Annotated in this window: 17 protein-coding genes; 4 read left to right on the forward strand and 13 right to left on the reverse strand. The window is 42.6% G+C overall.

Features of this window, described 5'->3' with window-relative positions:
- The 9 genes from GVN16_RS04970 to GVN16_RS05010 form a co-directional block, all read right to left on the reverse strand.
- The gene (locus GVN16_RS04970; protein ID WP_166562745.1) at positions 1-2,394 is read right to left on the reverse strand and encodes a DUF5686 family protein; all 2,394 of its coding nucleotides are present in this window, start codon (positions 2,392-2,394) and stop codon (positions 1-3) included.
- A 108-nt stretch (positions 2,395-2,502) separates the two neighbouring features.
- Entirely contained in the window at positions 2,503-3,525 is a 1,023-nt protein-coding gene (locus GVN16_RS04975) for a glycosyltransferase (RefSeq protein ID WP_166562746.1), read from the reverse strand.
- 96 nt (positions 3,526-3,621) lie between these two features.
- The gene (locus GVN16_RS04980) at positions 3,622-4,509 is read right to left on the reverse strand and encodes a glycosyltransferase (protein WP_166562747.1); all 888 of its coding nucleotides are present in this window, start codon (positions 4,507-4,509) and stop codon (positions 3,622-3,624) included.
- Entirely contained in the window at positions 4,509-5,582 is a 1,074-nt protein-coding gene (locus GVN16_RS04985) for a glycoside hydrolase family 99-like domain-containing protein (protein ID WP_166562748.1), read from the reverse strand. Before GVN16_RS04985 ends, GVN16_RS04980 begins: the two co-directional genes overlap by 1 nt.
- A gap of 44 nt (positions 5,583-5,626) precedes the next feature.
- Positions 5,627-6,709, reverse strand: coding sequence for a glycoside hydrolase family 99-like domain-containing protein (locus tag GVN16_RS04990; protein ID WP_166562749.1), 1,083 nt, complete (start codon positions 6,707-6,709; stop codon positions 5,627-5,629).
- 329 nt (positions 6,710-7,038) lie between these two features.
- On the reverse strand, positions 7,039-8,283 hold the full coding sequence (locus tag GVN16_RS04995; protein ID WP_166562750.1) for a glycosyltransferase: 1,245 nt from the start codon (positions 8,281-8,283) through the stop codon (positions 7,039-7,041).
- Between the two features lie 18 nt (positions 8,284-8,301).
- Positions 8,302-9,297, reverse strand: a complete 996-nt coding sequence (locus GVN16_RS05000) for a glycosyl transferase (RefSeq protein WP_166562751.1) — start codon at positions 9,295-9,297, stop codon at positions 8,302-8,304.
- Between the two features lie 93 nt (positions 9,298-9,390).
- Positions 9,391-10,734, reverse strand: a complete 1,344-nt coding sequence (locus GVN16_RS05005; protein WP_166562752.1) for a methyltransferase RsmF C-terminal domain-like protein — start codon at positions 10,732-10,734, stop codon at positions 9,391-9,393.
- On the reverse strand, positions 10,721-11,230 hold the full coding sequence (locus tag GVN16_RS05010) for a mechanosensitive ion channel domain-containing protein (RefSeq protein ID WP_166562753.1): 510 nt from the start codon (positions 11,228-11,230) through the stop codon (positions 10,721-10,723). Before GVN16_RS05010 ends, GVN16_RS05005 begins: the two co-directional genes overlap by 14 nt.
- Before the next feature lie 149 nt (positions 11,231-11,379).
- On the opposite strand from GVN16_RS05010, the gene GVN16_RS05015 reads away from it, so the two are divergent.
- Complete coding sequence (locus GVN16_RS05015) at positions 11,380-11,940, forward strand: thioredoxin family protein (protein ID WP_166562754.1); 561 nt, start codon at positions 11,380-11,382, stop codon at positions 11,938-11,940.
- A 34-nt stretch (positions 11,941-11,974) separates the two neighbouring features.
- On the forward strand, positions 11,975-12,466 hold the full coding sequence (locus tag GVN16_RS05020) for a DUF4494 domain-containing protein (RefSeq protein WP_166562755.1): 492 nt from the start codon (positions 11,975-11,977) through the stop codon (positions 12,464-12,466).
- A 34-nt stretch (positions 12,467-12,500) separates the two neighbouring features.
- Here the strand turns inward: GVN16_RS05020 and GVN16_RS05025 are convergent, their stop codons facing one another.
- The gene (locus tag GVN16_RS05025; protein ID WP_166562756.1) at positions 12,501-13,568 is read right to left on the reverse strand and encodes a dipeptidase; all 1,068 of its coding nucleotides are present in this window, start codon (positions 13,566-13,568) and stop codon (positions 12,501-12,503) included.
- Between the two features lie 13 nt (positions 13,569-13,581).
- The gene (mtgA, locus tag GVN16_RS05030) at positions 13,582-14,340 is read right to left on the reverse strand and encodes a monofunctional biosynthetic peptidoglycan transglycosylase (protein ID WP_166562757.1); all 759 of its coding nucleotides are present in this window, start codon (positions 14,338-14,340) and stop codon (positions 13,582-13,584) included.
- Between the two features lie 31 nt (positions 14,341-14,371).
- Between mtgA and GVN16_RS05035 the strand changes: the two genes are divergently transcribed.
- On the forward strand, positions 14,372-15,133 hold the full coding sequence (locus tag GVN16_RS05035) for an SDR family NAD(P)-dependent oxidoreductase (RefSeq protein ID WP_166562758.1): 762 nt from the start codon (positions 14,372-14,374) through the stop codon (positions 15,131-15,133).
- 3 nt (positions 15,134-15,136) lie between these two features.
- On the opposite strand, the gene GVN16_RS05040 is transcribed toward GVN16_RS05035, so the two are convergent.
- The gene (locus GVN16_RS05040; RefSeq protein WP_166562759.1) at positions 15,137-16,351 is read right to left on the reverse strand and encodes a bifunctional 3,4-dihydroxy-2-butanone-4-phosphate synthase/GTP cyclohydrolase II; all 1,215 of its coding nucleotides are present in this window, start codon (positions 16,349-16,351) and stop codon (positions 15,137-15,139) included.
- A 461-nt stretch (positions 16,352-16,812) separates the two neighbouring features.
- Here GVN16_RS05040 and GVN16_RS05045 point away from each other — a divergent pair, with 461 nt between their 5' ends.
- Positions 16,813-18,777, forward strand: a complete 1,965-nt coding sequence (locus GVN16_RS05045) for a gliding motility-associated C-terminal domain-containing protein (protein WP_166562760.1) — start codon at positions 16,813-16,815, stop codon at positions 18,775-18,777.
- Here the strand turns inward: GVN16_RS05045 and GVN16_RS05050 are convergent, their stop codons facing one another.
- Entirely contained in the window at positions 18,778-19,632 is an 855-nt protein-coding gene (locus GVN16_RS05050) for an AraC family transcriptional regulator (protein ID WP_166562761.1), read from the reverse strand.
- Positions 19,633-19,666: the final 34 nt, after the last annotated feature.

The following is a 19,666-nucleotide window of genomic DNA, read 5'->3' on the forward strand; positions in this document are numbered from 1 at the left end:
TTATAAGATAGCAGGAGAAATAACAGGGGCAAACCTGAATTGTGAGGATTCTATTTTGCCTCTGCTGTAACTGTAAATGGCTGTGCCTCCTATACCAATGTAGGTACCCAGTAATTTTATCCTGAAAAGGTTTTTGACCGTAAGATTGGCCTCGTAGAATCCATCTCCGAAATCACTTACGATTTCGTGGTTGATGACATATGGTTTTTGAGTCAGGCGGCTCCAGGCCACCTTGTTGCCGATGGAGAATTCGGGCTGAAACCATTTTTTATTGGACCTCAAAAGTGTCTTTCCAAAATTATGATTAAGGGCTACTGAAACATAATGATTGTAGGCATAAGAAGTGAGGTCCATGGATTGAAAATCTCCAATGGTATTTTTCCCGAAAATCCTTGAGGGAACAGAGAGGTTATTAAATAGGTAGGAGAACGGAATGTTGCCGTCAGCCATCCCTCCGGATAGCACAAGGTAAGTACTCCCTATCTTTTTTGTCCTGATTTGCTGGATGACGTCTACACTGCTCTTCCAGAAGTTGTTTGTTTCAAAGGATCCCTTTACCGGCAAACCCTTGACGATCTGAAATCGAAGAATAGGATAAAACCTGTTCTGAACATTCTCCATGAGTTCATACCTTGTCATCGTTTCTTTCCTGGCATACCTGAAGTTGATACCTATCTGATTGCTGTTCACCTGGTAGTCGGGCAGGTCGTTTAACTGGTACTGAACCGGGGAGCGGTATTCCTTTTGGGCAAAAACCTGAACCTGCGACCAGCTGAAAGGTCTGAAATAAACTGAAACACCCATTTTTTTGTAGTGATCCAGCAGATACTCTTCTTTCCCGATAAGGAGCGGGTTTTCTCCCGGAATCATAAAGTTAGGCTTTAAGAAGGTTGTTTTGCCGGGTCGTTCAATATCGTCTTTATAAAATACTTCAAACCTGTTAAGCCTGTCTTTGGTAATGTGGTAAGCTATACTTCCTGCATACTTAAAGGTCTTGTCTTTAACACCATATCCCACGTTACCATACCATCTCCAGCGGGGATTTTTACTCAGATTATTCTGCACGCCGACGGCCAGCCTGAGCCATTCGTGATAGTTAAAAGTATTTTCCTTAAAAAGCCATTGAAAATTATCTGTTTCATAAGCTCCCGACATAAAAATCTTGACAGGCACCACCAGGGCGTCAAAGACCTTTTTGAGTTTGGGCTTACTCTTCATTTCTGCATTATTATAAATGTTCAGATACTTTTCACTGATGTCAACCGGTCTGAATTTTTGAAAAGCCAGGTAACTTATCGTATCTGATTTGGGCAAAATCACCCGGGTGGCCCCATCAAAAATCACTGAAGGATTTACATAATCAGGCTGAATATCAGAAAGTACGTTCTCTAAAATATAGTTGACATTCCCGTCGTATCTCTTATTGGTGAGGCGGTATGACAGGTGGCTTTTCCGCTCGACAGGAAACCACCTGTGGTTTACTTTCTCATATCTCTGGTATATCTTAAAATCAAAAACCTGGAAAGAATCGACATTGGCAGCTTCCAGTTCCTGTATGGCGAAACCATCAGAATTAATTTTCATATAGCCTTTCAAGCCATCAAAAGTCTTGGGAATATAGGGCTTAAAGCTGATCCTGAAAGTGGTATCCGTTTTACTTCTGACCGTCTCCTCCAGAGAAAAATCATATTGCCTGAAGGTATCGGGGTTTATAGGATTGAGATAAAACCTTTCATTTTTCAGCTGATTTGGATTGATGCCCTGCGATTCACCAAAAACCCTGAGCTGAAAAAAGGGAGCATAAAAGCCAAAAGGGTTTATGCCTTGCGTAACCAGGAGATTGGCCGGATAAAACCTGGGGAAATTGGAGACTGTATGTTTGACGACTTCCTTCTGATTGGGATATTTCTGATACAAATCCCCGGCGTTTTCCATGATAAACAAGGTACGGTCTCGCAGATGCCGTGATGAGTCTTTCAGTAATTTATAATTAAGCCCTTCATAATCTATAGTCACTTTGGAATAACTTGAACTCTGAAATTTGCTGTATTTCTGCGGGTCATTTTTTGACCTGTTGGCCAGCACTTTGCGGATAATATCCCAGGCCGGATTCTCGGCAGGTTTGACAATGATTTCGGTCAGGCTATTCTCCAGGGGGGCCAACCTGACTACTGCAAAGCCCCCGGCTTCGACAATCAATACCGCAGATTCATAACCGACGCATGTGACCATGATACTCTCCCACTCCTGGTCAGGCTTGAGCGTAAACCTGCCCAGTGAATCACTGAAAGTACCTTTAAGCGAATTTTTAACAAAAATAGTAGCAGAAGGCACCGGCTGGGCGTCTTTTTGGGAAATGACAATTCCTTCAATGGCTTTTAGTTGTGCTGTCACATCAAAGCAGAGAATTACCAAAAAGAAAAATGTATAAATGTACCTTGTCACATTGATGGTTTATCAAAAACAGGGGTATGGTTTAAAACATGGCTATAGGGTAAACTACTAAAGGTTCTGATTATTATGCCGCACCTGCATTAATTTATCAGCGATTTTAAAGCATTCCCTGAACAATTTCCTGTCTCTGCTTATCGCCTCACAGAAAGAGCTTATACGTGCCCTGATGACTATTTTCTGAGAATATGGCCGGTTTTCAGAAAACGGATCCCTGACAAACATCATGATTTTTTTACCGAGATAGTTAAACCACCAGTGTTTCCTGAGGAAAAAACTGAGGCTTTTACCTTTATAGTATTTGTCGTAAGTGATAGAAAACGGGAGGATGAGAGCATCTGCAGACCCAAACCCGTGGGTCATTTTTACAAGCCTGTCCCAGGTGAGCCTTTCGTTCATGATGTAATGCCCCAGGCTGATGAGGTTGGTATAGAAAATCTTATACCCCATAAGTCTTGCTGCCTGGCAGAGTTCAGAATCTTCACCCCCGGCTTGTTTATTGCCGATTCTGCCGCTCAACGCAGGTTGCCAGCCCGATGAAAACAAATCCTGAAAAATCGACTTCCGGAGTGTCATTCCGGCACCAAAAACGGCACCATCGTGGGTGATGTCCAGAAAATCTTCTTCATAAAGCTTCCCGGTAGCAAAAGCATATTTATTACTCTCATACCACTCCGGCGGCGGGCTGTCAAACACCCCGACAGAATTACAACCTAAAATGCCAATTTCCTTGTTATCGAAAATACCGGCCTGAAAACTGATCCAGTTATCAGGTACCAGGTTGTCGTCATCTATAAAAGAAATCACATCATATGCAGTGGTTTCGACGCCTTTTATCCTGGCATTGGCCAAACCGGGCTTCGGCTCCCTGACGACCCTGAGGGGTATGCTAATGGCTTCACGATTCCAGCAGGCCGCAGCGATGGAAGCTGTTTCATCATCAGAATTATTATCTACGAGGACTATCTCCCATTCTATTCCTTCAAATCGCTGTTTTTTAAGATGTTCCAGCGTATTCTCAATAACCCTGGAACTGTTATAACAACAAATGATAACTGAAATATTCGATGGCATCTAAAACAAGAATTAATGATTTATTCTTCCCAAAAGTAAGTTTTTTTGTTCAGATTAGTGTGTGTAAACCAAACAAAAGCAGGTACACGGACCCAGCTATTTAAAATACAATTTTAACAAAGGTGTAAAAAGAGACCAGAAGCGGCCTTCTCCCGGAAGGTACTTATAGAAGTTGTTTTTATCCGGCAAATCACTTTGAGAAATTTTCAGGGCCCAGTAAAGAATGATTTTCTGACGGGCAAAGAACCCCGGAGGATAATGCTCCAATATATAGTTCACCACCTTCAGTCCTTCAGCAAACTGAAGACCTTCCCGCTCCGATTTAAACGAGACATTATTGTTATGTCTTCTGTAATAGTTCAGCCTTTGATCAAGACGGGTAAGACTGGTCTGTTCCAAAAGCTTAGTCCAGAAAAACCAGTCTCCGGTGTACCTGAACTTTGTCAGTTCTTTAAAACTTACACTTAAGGTCAGTGCTTTCTTAAATACGACTGTGCTTGCATTATAAATCAGACATCCTCTCGTAAACTCCGACTTAATGACTTCTATACCGGGTTGCGTGAATCCTTCAGCCTCGTGGTCGGGTCTGTGAATTTCTTTCCCGTCCTCGTCAATCCATATCGAAGGGGTGTAAACAACGCCTACCTCAGGGTGCTGATCAAAAGCATCCATAAAACACCGGAGAAAATCCGGATCAGACAGATCGTCACTTTCTGCAAACCAGATGTATTCACCTTTCGCCAGCTTCAGTCCTTTTTCCCATTGAATGAACGTAGAACCGCTGTTTTCTTTATTGATAACGATGTGCGAAACCTTTGGATGGCCTTGATAAGAACGGATTATGTCCGCACTGTGATCAACAGAGGCGTCATCCAGCATAATCAGTTCAAAATCCTGAAAAGTCTGGTTAAGCACACTTTCGATCCTGTCTCTGAGAAACCGGCTGTGATTAAAATTAGGTAATATGACGGATATTTTCGGCACTATTGCTGATCTACTATTTTTTGTGTGGTTTCAAGATAAGCCCTCCCCCATTTTTTATCGGGTTCAAGGTGGTTGCCCTCGGCCCACTCATTCCAGGCATTGATAAAAATAAAGTTTTCCTCTTTGGAAAACGGCTTGAACCTGCTGAGTATTGATTTCAGCCACCGGCCATAAAGCTCAGGGGTTGACCCTTTCAGAATCACCGCATTTTTTTTTCTCCTGGCAGAGTTATCCCAGGAGGGCGTTACGCCTGGGAACTGCTTGTAAGAAGGTAAAGGGCGGCTGGTTTCGGTGTTTACCAGTTCCTCATAATCACGGATATTGTCGTGAGAAACTTCAATTCCGATTTTGTTAAGCAGTCTTTTCCAGAAAGGTGGCGGTGCGTTCACGGCATTCCAGTTGGGTTGAAATTCAATAGCCGCATCGAAACCCAACTCTTCAGGATTCAGGTAGTTATCACCGATCGCCTGGATTCCACATAAATACAGGCCCTTGAAACCTGCTTTAACGGCCTCCGCTCTCCAGATCTGAAGTGTTTTTTGAATATTGGGGATCAAATGGTGCTTATATACTACAAAAACCGGGTTATCCTCTATCCTGATGTATCTCGGGTCAGAAAAAACGGTTTTACACAACCACTGCATGTGTTCAAGATCATCCTTTTCGGAATAATCCTGCCTGATCAGCACCTGTTGTTCTTCTCCGTCCCATCTTCTGCTCCAGTTTTCGTTGGCCCAGCAAAACATAAACGGGAAATCCGGTTTTTTATCATTCAAAATGGCGTCTAGCGGTTCATGCATCAGGCGTTTGCCGTTAAACCAGTAATGATAGTAACAGAATCCGTAAATGCCGTAGGCTTTGGCCAATTCAGCCTGCTCCAGCCTGGTCTTTTCCAGCCGGAGATCATAAAATCCAAGATCTGAAGGAATATGAGGTTGATAATGCCCTGTAAACCGGGGTTGAGCCTGGCTGACATTCGTCCATTCTGTGAACCCTTTCCCCCACCATTCGTCGTTTTCGGCGAAAGGATGAAACTGGGGAAGATGTATAGCAATGGGCCGGACTTTGGTCATAAAACCGTTTTAAATAATTGAAATAAAACAAAACTAAGTGAAATTCAGGATTTCCTGTCAAAAACTTCTTTCACAGCTTCCAGGTAAGAAAGCCCGTCACGCTTGCACGGCTCAAGGTGATTGCCCTCGGCCCATTCGTTCCAGGCATTGATAAAGATGATTTTCTCTTCATCCGGAAAATCCTTCACTTCTTCTTTGGCTTCAACCAGGGATTGTTTAAAATCACCCACGTTCTGATTGGTGATGACAATGGCCTGATCGCCCCTTCTGGCGGTGTTATCGAATCCGACCATCACGCAAGGGAAACCCTTATAGGAGAATTTCAGCCTCCGGATCCTGTCTTTGTATTCTTTATAATCGTAAATTTTCAGGCTTGGACTGACGATACCCTGAAGCAGATTCCTGATAAATTTCTTGACTGTCGGGCCGTCTTTCAAAAACTCAGACAACAAATGATGCCGGGTTTGAAAATGGACAGCGTGATCAAACCCTAATTCGTAGGGATTACTGTCCATGTTATGCGAATTCGATGCTACGAAAAACGGTCTTTCAATTCCGTGTTCTTTACAAACCTCCCCGAAAATCTCGATGGTTCTTTTGGGATCAGGCAGGTCAAAAGGCTTATAGATAATGAATAACGGCCTGTTATTCACTTTGATATAACGTTCATCTTTGAAGGCAGTAACCAGCCATTCCGCATGCTTTCTGTCATCTTCAAAGCTATATTCCTGTTTGATCAGCACTTCTTTCTCTTCCCCGACCCATCTTCTTGACCACGATTCGTTGGCCCAGAAAAAGCAGAAAGGAAAATCAGGCTTTTTAGATTCGAGAATGGCATCTATAGGCTCTTTCATTAGACGGGTTCCTGAAAACCAGTAGTGATAGTAACAAAAACCGTCAATGTTGTAATCCTGAGCCAATTGAGCCTGTTGTTCCCTGGTCTGAGGAAGTCTCAGGTCATAGAATCCGAGGTCTGCCGGAATATGAGGCTGATAATGTCCTTTAAATAACCTCTTTGCGGCTACGACATTCGTCCATTCCGTAAATCCTTTCCCCCACCATTCATCATTTTGCTCGAAAGGGTGGAATTGTGGAAGGTGGATAGCTAAAACTTTAGGCTGACTCATCAAACTCTGTGAATAATTATAAATTAAAGATTATATAGGGGTAATACATGGCATTTTACCGTCAACAAGGTGCTCAGGCGAGTACCGCTTTTTTCAGACACCGGAACATCATTCCCGGCACGATCCAAAAGCCCGTGATTCATTAATTTATCAAAATACAGAGCAGTAAAATGATGGGCAGTATTGAAATTTTTAAAATATCCGTCTGCTTTTCGTATGACTTGTTTTATATCAAAATATCGTTTCACGTATTTTTCTTTTTGGATTCTGAGTTGTAAAGATAATGAATTTATGATTATCGGATAATTTCTGCCTGATTTTTAACCTTTTCAGCACTTCTGCAAAATGTCCAGATAGAGTTCTTCACGGATTTGCCCGCAATATTCTTTTGAGAACTTTTCAGAAATCAGTTCTTCCGAGTTTTTAATGAGTTTTTGCTGAAGGTCCGGCTCAGAAATGATCCTTTCCACTTCCTTCATAAACTGTTCGGCAGAGTCGCCTATGAGGCAATTCTCTTTATGTACCATCGGCAACCCTTCCGCTCCTAAAGTGGTGGTTACTACGGGTACGTTCCATGAAGCTGCCTCAAGAATTTTCATCCGCATACCACTCACAATCCTGAGTGGAACAATCATCACAGCCCCCTCCATTACCTCCTCAAGGTGCTGAACAAAACCTTTGAAAATGACATTTTTCTGATGGCTATGCCTTGCTTTGAATGCTTCAGACCACTTTCCGACCACCCAAAACTCAATTTTGGGGTTTCTCCTGCTGATCTCATCCCAGCAATATTGCAGAAACCAGTCAACGGCGTCGAGATTAGGGTAATGCTGCTCAGGTCCCAAGTAAATGATCCTGTTCCTGAAAACAAAGGGCTGATTAATGAGCGATTTTTTGAATTCTACCGGCAGAGGAGAAACACTTATTTTAGACTCCTCAACTCCGTCTTCAACCAGGTATTCCTTGTCCTGATCAGACAGGGTGAGCACACTGTCATAGGCATTCAGAATACTTATTTCCAGCTTCTTGGTAGACTCGAGCCTCCACCGCAATATGTCGGTTTTATCAGCAAGCGTATCAAATTCGTGCTTCATCCTCCGGTGTCTGATTTCATGATGCACAAATACTTTCGGGATATTTTCGGGCAGGAAATAGACTATGGGAGCAAATTCGATAAACTCGACCTGGATAAGATCAAATTTCTGTGATGATGTCAGCTTTTTAACCGAACTGATCAAACCGGGAAAATGACAATTGACAAGATCAGTGTTAAAAAGAACCATGTTCTTCCTGCTTGTTTCTTCAAACGCCGGCTCTCCGTTGTTTTTTATAAAATTATATACCTTCCTTAATAAGGTCGGTCTCGAATCGTCAAAATTGGTTTCAAAAGTAGCCAGCTTCACCTCCGGCCAGAGAGCTTTCAGTTCACTGTAGTATTCTTCCCTGGAAGGATGCGGGCAAACCAGGGTTATATCATTAAACTTTCTTGAATAATCAATCAATTTAAAGGTACCTGCACTACCTCCGGCATCAATCGGATAGGGAAAAACTACAGATACTAATAAAATCTTCATGGCTTCAACGATAATGGATTAAATAGGCAGTGTATCAAAAAAATGGTAAATCCTGAACGACACCGAAGTCAGCACCTTTTTAACAAAGCTCTTCTTAGGGGGTTGAGGTGTTTCTTTTTGATAGTAGCATTTAATCGATTTGAAATAACTGTTTTCAAAGGTTTTCAGCGTAGCACGGTAATTATCAAAGATAGAAACCAGGTCTTTGCGGTTCGTGAGATCAAATCTGTCCTGCCACCTGGATATGTTCAAAGGATCTCCGATGTTAATGCCACTATAATGATAAAAAATCAGGGGTTGTCCGTTTGAAAAATACTTACCGTCTTTATAAGTCAGCTGTCGTTCATGGAGGTTCCAGTACGAAATATTGTAACCAGGATTTTTATCAATTTTCACGCCTTCAAAATAAAGCGGAACCATGTTACACCACAACTGATCCACAAACATCCCTCTCTGAATATCCATGTAGCACTCTGTCCTGAGCTTGGTTTTCCACCAGAACAGGAAGTCTTCTACCGGCTTTGATCTTTTAACCGCCAAAAAACCAAGGTTATAAATTCCGTTGACAAACATTTCCTGCTCTCTCCTGGTGTGATTATCAAATATCGGAGTATAAAAATGAGGCGTCAGTACTATATTGTTTTCACTGAGACTGTCTTCCAGGCTGGTCAGTTTATCAAAAATTTCAATATCCGGATCCAGGTAAATCACCGTCTCTCTTTCCGGATCGCTTTTGAAGAAGTAATCAAAATAGAACGGTTTCACGGCCGTATTCAGCTCCGTGATATCATAACGGTCACACATGTCGCCGAAGCCGTCAATCCCGATTTTATCAACCTCAACAATTTGAAAATCAGGCAGTTTTGTAACATCTACGTTACTCTTCTCTAATTTGTCACATAAGCCAATGACAAAATCGTAATCTGGATTGTGTTTCTTTAATGATTCTCCCAATACCCTTGCCTGAGCAAGATAATTTATTGAACAGATTGTAAATGCAAACTTTCTGGGCATAAGTTAATGTCAAATGTGTTAATATCTGGCTGGCAAAGGTAAGATGTTTTTTATTACTTTAAAACCAGATCCTATTTAACGGTCATGGCGAGGTCACTCAATTTCCATTCTTATCCGCCATTCTTTAGGGAGATAATTGTTAATCCTGTCTCCGAAAACCTTGATCCATCCCAGGTTCAGCCCCTGGTATCTTACCAGCGTCCAACCCTGAAGTTCCGTCTGAATATCAAAATTCTCTTTCTTCAGAAACCTCAAAGCCTGCTCTTTATCCGTGTCAACAGCCTGTATCCCATCCGAAACAATATTACTTAAAGCCAGACCATGCAAAGGGATGAAATCATCTCCCTTGAACATTCCGATCTCAAGACCGGATGAGCGTTTGTCCAGAGCCCGCAAAACACTCCCGTAGGTATCCAGAAGATCCTGGTGAATGGCCACTACAATACCGTCATTTTTGGCAAAAAACTCATAAGATTCAAAAAGGTCCGGTTTGATCCACGACCTGATCTTTTCTCTCTGCCACCTGGTGACCCTGTTGAGTTTTATTTTGGCTTTGGTATAATTCTGATCGAAGCTCTGCTGCTTAAAAACTGAAATGAAAAACCCTTCTCCTCTCACTTTATGAGGAAAAAACTGGTATCCCAATCCTTTTTCCACTATACCCCATTCGGCCGGAAGTGTAAATTTTAGCGGCGTAAAATCAAATGTCTGGCTCAGCCATGCAGCATTTTCATCGTTTTCTTCATTATTATAGGTACAGGTAGAATATACCAGCACACCCCGCGGGGCCACAAGCATCGAAGCGGCTCTAAGTATCCTTTTCTGACGGGCTGAACACATATGGACGCTGTCTTCAGACCACTCATTCATCGCTCCCGGATCTTTCCTGAACAGCCCTTCGCCCGAACAAGGGGCGTCAACAAGCACTATATCAAAGAAGCCTTCCAGATCAGCGAATGTTTCAGCGTCCTGATTACTGACTATATAAGATGGGAAGCCCCATTTTTGTAAATTTTCTTTTAAAACCCCTATCCGGCTTTTGATGACTTCGTTGGCCACCAGGAGATCGGTTTCCTTCAGAAGAGAGGCCAGTAAAGTAGTTTTCCCTCCCGGAGCTGCACATAAATCCAGCACCCTCAGCGGACGTGACAGGTCGATACTCTGCTTCAAAGCTTCCTCAATAAACATCGAAGACGCTTCCTGGACATAGTAGGCCCCGGCATGAAAAAGCGGATCAAGGGTAAAAACAGGCCGTTCTTTAAGATACCTGCCTGATGCATTCCAGGCTACCTGGTCTTCAGAAAGGCTTTCACTTTTTTTCCTAGGGTTCAGCCGGATGCTTACCGGGGCATCGGTGGAAAGGGCATTCTTAAAAGACTCAAATTCTTCCCCGAGAATTCCGGTCAACTGCGTTTCGAAAGCTTCAGGTAATTTCATTTGATTCATTGATTTGTTTTATGGCTTTCTGTATAGCCATATTATTGGGATAAGAGACCAGATGCCCTTCTGCTGTTAATACCTGTATTGAGAAAAAAGTAATGTCCTGCACCGTTCCTGTAACAGAATCATCCTTGTCCATGATCGTAATTTTTGAACCGATTTTGAACGGGAAATTAAAAAACAATATCACTGAGGCGGTGATATTACTGAGCATAGACCAGGTGGCAAAAAGAGCCACGCCCGCCACGGTAAAGAAAGAAGCAAAATAAATGGACAAGCCTCTGACAGACACATCCCAGATGATGCCGAGCACCACCAAAAAAAGGAGTGACCAGACAAAATTGAAAAATTTATTGGCGTATTTTTTCCTGCTGAGATCCAGATCAAATTTTTTGGTATGCAAGGCAATTATTTTCCTGACTATCGCTCTGACGGTCAGAAAGAAAATCAAAAAAAACAGGGTCAGCCCCAATTCAAAAAATCTATGTTCCAATATTGCCATCTTAAAATCCGAAAACATATTCATCCGATTACCTTTACTCCTCTTAAAAAAACTGCACTTAAATTACTTTGTAAGGGTACAAATTTACCACAATAACCGCTGTAAACTGCTATATTTGCAAAGAAATTAAACAATCCCCCATGGCACTCACTGAATCTGCAATGCTTCCGTTAGGGACTAAAGCTCCTGATTTCTTATTAAAAGATACTGTTTCAGATCAGTTTCGCAGTCTCAAAGACCTCGCATCTGATACAGCAACAGTGGTTATGTTTATCTGTAACCATTGCCCTTACGTCATTCACGTTAATCCCGAGTTGGTCAGGATGGCTCATGAATACCAGTCAAAAGGAGTGGGTTTTATTGCCATCAGTTCAAACGATGTGGCCAGGTATCCGCAGGACGGCCCCGACAAAATGAAGGAGTTTGCCATCAGCAATGGTTATACATTTCCTTATTTATATGACGAGACCCAGGAAGTAGCCAGGGCTTATGATGCGGTCTGTACGCCGGACTTTTATGTTTTTGACGGAGAACTGAAGCTGGTTTACAGAGGGCGGCTTGACGAATCCAGACCCAGGGAAGAAAATCCGAAACCGCTGACCGGCAGCGACCTCAGGGGTGCCCTGAATGCTGTGCTTGCCGGACAGTTTGTATCCGAAATTCAATTCCCGAGCATGGGATGCGGCATCAAATGGAAATAATCTTATTATCAAATCAAACATATAATCAAACAAAATGACGACCTGGTATCAAGCAAAAATCAGATTTCAACGTGAGGATGAAAAAGGAAACAATAAAACCATTAACCAGGCTTTCCTTTTCGATGCGGTTTCATATACTGATGCTGAGTCGCGTGTTTATAACTATTTCGCACAGGAAATTCCGGATTTCCAGTTGGTAGGTCTTAACAAAATGCGTTTGACCGAAGTATTTTTTATTGAAAGCAATGCAGAGCTTCTTTGGTTCAAGTGCAGGGTCCAGTACATCGTTTTTGATGAAAAATCACAGCAGGAGAAAAAAGTACCTTACAACATGCTGATCAGTGCCACTACTGTAAAAGAAGCTTACGATTTACTGGCTGACAAGCTGGGAACTGTTCAGGATTACATCATTTCGGATATCAATGTAACCAAAATCCTGGATGTTATTCCTTACGAAGAACCTGTCATTGAAGACAAGCTGAGCCACGGCAATTTCAAGCCTATGAGCGAAGTTCAGATGAATTAAATACAGAAAAAGGGAGACGAAAATCTCCCTTTTTTTAACTCCAGGCCCTTTCCAGGAAACTGATCCAGTTCTGGTGCATAATACCCTCTATATCTTTGGCAGAGTAACCTCTTTTCTGCAGAATATCCGTTACTTTTTGTAAATCCGCTATGGTCTCAAGATCATATGGAGACTGCTCCCTGCCAAATCCGCCATCAAGGTCAGAGCCGATACCTACATGGTTCGCATTCCCTGCTATCTGGCAGATATGGTCCAGGTGGTCAATAATTTTTTCCATGTTAGCCCCGGCTGTTACAGGCTCTGTTTTACCCCTGACCCACGCCGGCACAATCATCCAGGCGTCAAAAGCCATCCCTATAACCGCCCCTCTTTCAATCAAAGCCTTGATCATGTCGTCACTCAATTGCCTGTTATGAGGTGTCAGTGCCCTTGTCAGGTGATGACTCGCCCAGACCGGCCCTGAATAGTTTTCAAGTGCGGTCCAGAAACAGATATCTGAAAGATGGGTGGCATCAAGGATGATGTTCAGCTCTTCCAGTTTCTTTAATAACTCAATACCTTTTTTAGGCAAAGGACCTTCTGAATCTGTACCGAATGCGTAAGAACCAGGCCCGTAATGTGCAGGCCCCAGAGCTCTTAACCCATAAGCATGGGCTATTTCAAGATGTGATAAGTCAACGATAGAATCGGCTCCCTCGAGACTGAGTATGTAACCGATCGGGTGTTTATCTTCCAGGCCATTGTGCCATGATTTCAGATGAGTATGCAGAGAATCCAGATCGGTGATCTGAGTCATCTCTCCTCTTTTTTCCATCATCTTATACCATGCCAGCTGACCCTGGGTCTGAGCCCAGGCTTGTTCCGGCGAATGCCAGCCCGGCAGCTCACTTCCTTTCTTTACATACCTGGCAATCTGTGTAGCCACACACAACCCGATGTTACCTTTCCGCATTTCGTCAAAAGAGATAACTCCTAATCCGCGATCGGGCTTATCAGTAAGGTGAGCCTCCCTGGCCCTGATTTCTTCAATGGGTTGTGTGTAGTCTCTGTTCCATTCCAGAGCATTCATCGATAAATCGAGGTGAGCGTCAACGATAAGCATGGTTTTGTTTTATTTAGAATGATCTTAGGTTTTTGATATAAGACGTCCCTCCCAAAGCCCTCATCTGCCGGGCAATCTGGCTGGTTCTTCTGTTGACATATGGTCCGGGTCTTGATGCCGACCATTTTCTCGGACTGGGCAGCACGGCCGCGAGCCTGGCCGCTTCGTTTCTGGTCAGACTGGCGGCAGATTTCCTGAAGTACTTTTGTGCCGCAGCTTCTGCTCCGAAAGTCATCGGACCCATCTCTGCTACATTGATATACACTTCCAGAATGCGTTTTTTACCCCAGATGACCTCAATCAGGAAAGTGAAATATACTTCAAAGGCTTTTCTGACATAGCTTCTCTCCTGCCACAGGAATACGTTTTTGGCCACCTGCTGTGAAATGGTACTTGCTCCCCTCACTTTTTTTCCTTTTGAGTTATTCTTAAAGGCATTCCTCATCGATTTGAAATCGAAGCCGAGGTGCTCGGGAAACAACTGATCTTCCGCTGCCACGGCCGCAAGGGGCACTTCTTTTGAAATATCACTGTAAGATTCCCAGTCATAGTAAATCTCAGAACTTTTTCCATCTATCAAAGCCCCGATTTTCTGATCTATCATCGTAATGGTAATGGGTATCGGTACAAACTTGAATAATACCACCGACCCTACTGAAAGTATGACAAAATAAAGGATCACTTTTTTCAGGAACCCGATTATCCCGGAAAATCCCGACTGTTTCTTTTTATTTTTTGGCTTTGGTTTTCGTACTGTATTTAATTTTGCCATTATTGTAATTCAAATAGATTATTACAAAAGTATGGAAATTGATTTATCCGGTAAAAAAATAATTGTGACGGGAGCCGCCGAGGGTATCGGAAAAACATTCACTGAGTATCTGATCAACTCAAAAGCAACAGTTGCCATACATTACAATACCAATAAAGAATCTGCAGAGCTACTTGAAAAACTACGTCCTGAATTCAATTCCAGGGCTTTTCAGGCTGATTTATCGTTAAAAGAAGAAGTGGAAAGACTCTTTAATGAAGTCACAGAACATTTTGGAACGGTTAACATCATTATCCATAATGCCGGTGTATTTCTTTCTCATGCCATAGATCAGGACATTGAAAACTGGTACAAGACCTGGAAAAAAACCATGGATATTAACCTGAATGCGGTAGGTCTGCTGACCAAACTGGGTATTAATCACTTTCAGCAGAATGGTGGCGGCAGTTTTATTTTTATTGCTTCAAGGGCTGTTTTCAGAGGAGAAACAGAAGAATACCTGGCTTATGCCGCCTCAAAGGGAGGGATGGTTTCTCTGGCCAGATCGGTAGCCAGGTCTTTCGGCAAACAAAACATCAAATCATTCACCATTGCTCCCGGATTTACCAGGACGAGAATGGCTGAAGACTTTATTAAGACGTACGGTGAAGAAAAAATACTGAATGAATTGTCGCTCAATACCCTCACAGAACCGAAAGACATCGCTCCGCTGGTAGTCATGTTGTGTTCCGGCCTGATGGATCATGCAACCGGCACGACGATTGACATCAATGCCGGTAGCCACATCCGCTGATATTTATCCTTTCAGAATGGAATGACCCATTTTGTCCCTTTTGGTGATCAGATAGTTTTCATTATGAGGGTTGGGCACTATTTCGATCGGAACGGTATCAACGATCTCAAGTCCGTATCCCATTAAACCGGCCCTTTTCTTAGGATTGTTGGAAATGAGTCTGATTTTCGACACGCCAAGGTTCCTCAGAATCTGAGCTCCTACTCCGTAATCCCTGTCGTCGGCTCCGAAACCAAGTTCGAGATTAGCTTCTACCGTATCTTTCCCCTGTTCCTGAAGTTTATAGGCTCTTAGTTTATTGAGCAAACCAATCCCCCGGCCTTCCTGATTCATGTACACAACCACTCCTTTTCCTTCTTTCTCCACCATTTCCATGGATGCATGAAGCTGTGGTCCGCAATCACAACGGCATGAACCGAAAATATCTCCGGTTACACATGAAGAATGTACCCTTACCATCACTTCCTCGTCTTTTTCCCAGGTTCCTTTGATAAGTGCCAGGTGAAGTTGCTGATTGTTCAGTTGTCTGAAAGCAATCATTTCAAAGTCCCCCCACGCTGTCGGCATATTCACACCGATCTCACGTTTGATCAGGCTCTCTTTTTCAAGTCTGTATTCAATGAGGTCTTTGATGGATACCAGTTTCAGATCAAACTTATCGGCAATTTTTCTCAATTCCGGAAGACGGGCCATACTGCCGTCTTCATTCAGAATTTCGATCAGTACGCCGGCTGGTTGTAAACCCGCCAGTCTGGCCAGGTCAATAGCAGCTTCTGTATGTCCGGTTCTTCTTAAAACACCACCATCCGCAGCTCTCAGCGGGAAAATATGTCCGGGGCGGCCTAATTCTTCCGGCTTAATATTTTTATTGACCAGGGCCTGAATTGTTTTGGCTCTGTCTGAAGCCGAGATACCCGTGGTGCAACCGTAACCCAAAAGGTCGACCGAAACTGTAAAAGCAGTCTGATGCTCGGCTGTATTGTTGCCTACCATCATATGAAGATCAAGCTCTTCACACCTTTCTCCTGTAAGCGGTGCACACATCAATCCCCTACCCTCTTTGACCATGAAATTGACCATTTCAGGAGTGGTCATTTCCGCCGCACAGATAAAATCACCTTCATTTTCACGGTCCTCGTCATCTACTACGATGATAATTTTACCATTTTTTATTTCCTCTATGGCTGACTCTATGGTATCTAATTTAATTGCTTGCATATTTTCAAAATCTGATTAAAGTCGCAAAGATAAGGGAATTTATATTGACATAAACTTAAACCTTTGCTGACAGGTATTTACACAACACAAACTTTGCGAATAATGATCCATAAGAATTAAATTCTCTTCCTCTCCTGCAGGATACCAAAAACGAACTTATCTATACATCAACAAATCTCAGTGAAGCAGTTTTTTGGGCATGATTTTTGGATTATTCCCGGCATACATAAGTGCTATTGTTTGAATAAGGATTGAATATGTCACATTTTTCCATAAATAAATCGGTTTGGTTGGGGGTCATTCTCTTTTTAACCTCGTGGAGTTTATTTGCCCAAAAGATAAATCCCAAACCTATACCGAAAATTTGTGATAACACTACACCTCCCCCTGCAGGTTATACACTAAGTGGTGATTTTTTTCATGCTCCATCTAATAAATGTATTCCTGCATCCGCAACCTCAATGAATGTTTATTTACAGGGGAAACCGGATGCGTCTACAAGTGCCTATCTGACTTCCACTAAATTTTATTTCGGTGCTGACGAAGATTTTAATTTTATAACACCAAACACACCTGCAGTTCCAGCTACCCTTACTGCAGGAATACCTGGCCTCAATAAAACATTAACTGCGGGTTGGTATTGGGTAGTGATGGAAGGAGTTGATTTAAACAGCAAAAAAAAATATACCTGCCAGGCATTTGAAGTTCTCCCAACCACTACTCCTGCGGTGAGTTTAACTTCATGCGGCACAAACTCAGTGACGCTGACGATCCCGACTGATGCTGTAAACAAATATGATAAATATACTGTAGACTGGGGTAATTCATTTATTCAGCAAATAGACCCTGCTACTCAGCCATTACCGGTGACGATTAATCAAACCTATACCGGGACAATCCCCACCATCACCATTAAAGCCAACTACATCCGGGGAACTGACCCCAATGTTTGTCCTACCCAAACCACCAATTTACCCCCCCCAACTAGTACCAAACCTATCCTCATCGAATTAAACGGAGAAAAACAGGGAACTGAAGCTACCATAAAATTTGACAATTATGAAGTAGGTAAAAATTATGACATCTGGGGCTCAGTAGATAATGGTACTGGACCAGGAACATTTATCAAACAGGCGGTAGGGCAAAACGGCAATGCTACCGTCACGGGATTGAGTGCAGCAAACAGATATTGTTTCAAAGCTTCCTATACCGATGGCTGCGGAAATTTGGTGGATTCCGATAACATTCTTTGTTCCATCAGACTTACCCCTAACCTCGTGTCGTCTACGGAAGTCAATCTGGCCTGGAATTTACCTTCTGTTCCTTCCGGCATTCCCGCTCCGAATAACCTGGCATTATTCAGGGATGTGGTCGGTTGTGCCAACTGTCAAACCAAACCTGTTTTAACCAATCTTACTTCTTACAACGATAAAACACTCATTTGTAGTCAGAAATATCTGTACCAGGTAGAAACCAAATATCCGGTTGTTTTTAATACTGTTACCAAAAATATCATCATCAGATCAGCTCAAATGACGGTAGATCCGCAAAGTCTGCCCGCTCCCCCAGTACCTAAAGAACTCATGAGGGTAAGCTACGACCCTAATAATGAAGACATTATTCAACTAAGTATAAATACAACCAACCCGGCATCAAAATACCAGTTTTTACGGGCAGAGGGCAATTCTGCCAACTTCATTCCTGTGGGCTCCAGTGTCAACACCAATTTTGATGATGTGAGCATCATTAATAAAGACGTCCAATATTGCTATAAATACCAGTTGGAAGACGCTTGTGGAAACCCAAGTGCACCCTCTCCCTCGTTTTGCACCGTTCTTCTGAAGTCTAACCAGCCCGGAACACTCAATTGGACAGCTTTCACATTACCGCCCTCGGCTTATAATGTACTGCATAATACCACCTACACCGTCGAGTATTTTGATCCAACGTTTGGTACCGGAGGTGGATTTATTCCTATAGCTCCAACAGATAAACTTATACAATCTGTCCAGGCGGAATTGAATAACTCTACGCAGATTGACGTAAAATTCAGAATTTCATCGATTCAGGTCATAGATATAGATGGCACATCCAACTTCCCCGTAACTTCCTATTCCAACGTTTTTACGTTTATCATTCCACCGAGAATATACGCCCCTACAGCCTTTACGCCGGACGGAGCCGGACCCTCTTCTTCGGAAAAATTCAAGGTTTTCACTAAGTTTGTCACCAGCGGCAAAATCACCATTTATGACAACTGGGGTTCGGCCATCTTCAGTTCCGACAACCTCGGTGATGAATGGAACGGAACGCTCTCCGACGGCAATACGCCTGCTCCTATTGGAACTTATGCATATAAAATAGTAGGAATTAGTGACGCCGGAAAAGATTTCACTTTTAAAGGAAGCATACTTCTGCTCCGGTAACTAGCGGCTGATGTAACCCTGGTATTTCTTTGGGGTCATGTTCATCCTTTTCTGAAATTGCCGGTTAAAATTGGAAAGGTTGTTAAATCCCGACTCATAAGCAATTTCTGAAATGCTCAGATGGTCGGTTTGCAACAATTTACAGGCATTTCCGATCCTGACTTCATTCAAGAACTCAAAGAAAGTTTTGCGTGTCCTGACCTTAAAAAACTTACAAAAAGCATTCGGGGTCAGGTTAGCCACTTCAGCTATGACTTTTAAGGTAATATCTTCTTTATAGTTATTGATCACAAAGTCAAAAACTGAGTTGATCCTCTCGTTTTCTATGTCTCTCTGTGGTGACGTAAAAGCCATCGAAGAAATCACTTTACGTTCTCCGTGCATCAGTATTTGCTGCAGGATCTGAAAGAACAATACGAATTTCTCAAACCCCTCAACCTTGGCGATTCTTTCAAAATAATCATAAAAAGCCTTTCCTTCCAGCACAAGCCCTTTGCCGGAATCAGCAAAAACGTCTTCCAGCTGATGGGTCTCTTCAAATTCCCAGAAATCCTTTCCAAAAATATCAGACATAAAAAATAAGGATATTGCTTCCACAGACAAATCCTCATCTTCAAAATATTCCCTGTCACTTTTGAATACATGCGGCAGGTTACCGCCTAAAACAAAGAGCTGACCCTCTTCAAAACGCTCAATTTTATCCCCAATAAAATAAGTCCCTTTGCCTTTCAGCACCAAAGTAATCTGTATTTCAGGATGGAAATGAAGTTTATCGTAAAAATAAGGCAGAGCATCCACCTGAACCCTCAGGGGCGTATTTTCGGTTTTCGGAAGTTTAAAAAAAAGAGGTTTCATCAGAACAACTACAAAAAAATTATCCACAATTAAG

Origin of the sequence: Emticicia sp. CRIBPO (genome assembly GCF_009905725.1) — a bacterium.
Lineage (GTDB): Bacteria > Bacteroidota > Bacteroidia > Cytophagales > Spirosomataceae > Leadbetterella.

Bases quoted from the DNA above. Each gene is read 5' to 3' on its own strand.
- GVN16_RS05025 (WP_166562756.1), bottom strand. From the start codon at position 13,568: ATGCTTATCGTTGACGCTCACCTCGATTTATCGATGAATGCTCTGGAA.
- GVN16_RS05005 (WP_166562752.1), bottom strand. From the start codon at position 10,734: ATGAAATTACCTGAAGCTTTCGAAACGCAGTTGACCGGAATTCTCGGG.
- GVN16_RS05040 (WP_166562759.1), bottom strand. From the start codon at position 16,351: ATGCAAGCAATTAAATTAGATACCATAGAGTCAGCCATAGAGGAAATA.
- GVN16_RS05015 (WP_166562754.1), top strand. From the start codon at position 11,380: ATGGCACTCACTGAATCTGCAATGCTTCCGTTAGGGACTAAAGCTCCT.
- GVN16_RS05000 (WP_166562751.1), bottom strand. From the start codon at position 9,297: ATGCCCAGAAAGTTTGCATTTACAATCTGTTCAATAAATTATCTTGCT.
- GVN16_RS05045 (WP_166562760.1), top strand. From the start codon at position 16,813: ATGAATGTTTATTTACAGGGGAAACCGGATGCGTCTACAAGTGCCTAT.
- GVN16_RS04985 (WP_166562748.1), bottom strand. From the start codon at position 5,582: ATGACCAAAGTCCGGCCCATTGCTATACATCTTCCCCAGTTTCATCCT.
- GVN16_RS04990 (WP_166562749.1), bottom strand. From the start codon at position 6,709: ATGAGTCAGCCTAAAGTTTTAGCTATCCACCTTCCACAATTCCACCCT.
- GVN16_RS04995 (WP_166562750.1), bottom strand. From the start codon at position 8,283: ATGAAGATTTTATTAGTATCTGTAGTTTTTCCCTATCCGATTGATGCC.
- GVN16_RS04975 (WP_166562746.1), bottom strand. From the start codon at position 3,525: ATGCCATCGAATATTTCAGTTATCATTTGTTGTTATAACAGTTCCAGG.
- GVN16_RS05035 (WP_166562758.1), top strand. From the start codon at position 14,372: ATGGAAATTGATTTATCCGGTAAAAAAATAATTGTGACGGGAGCCGCC.
- GVN16_RS05050 (WP_166562761.1), bottom strand. From the start codon at position 19,632: ATGAAACCTCTTTTTTTTAAACTTCCGAAAACCGAAAATACGCCCCTG.
- mtgA (WP_166562757.1), bottom strand. From the start codon at position 14,340: ATGGCAAAATTAAATACAGTACGAAAACCAAAGCCAAAAAATAAAAAG.
- GVN16_RS05020 (WP_166562755.1), top strand. From the start codon at position 11,975: ATGACGACCTGGTATCAAGCAAAAATCAGATTTCAACGTGAGGATGAA.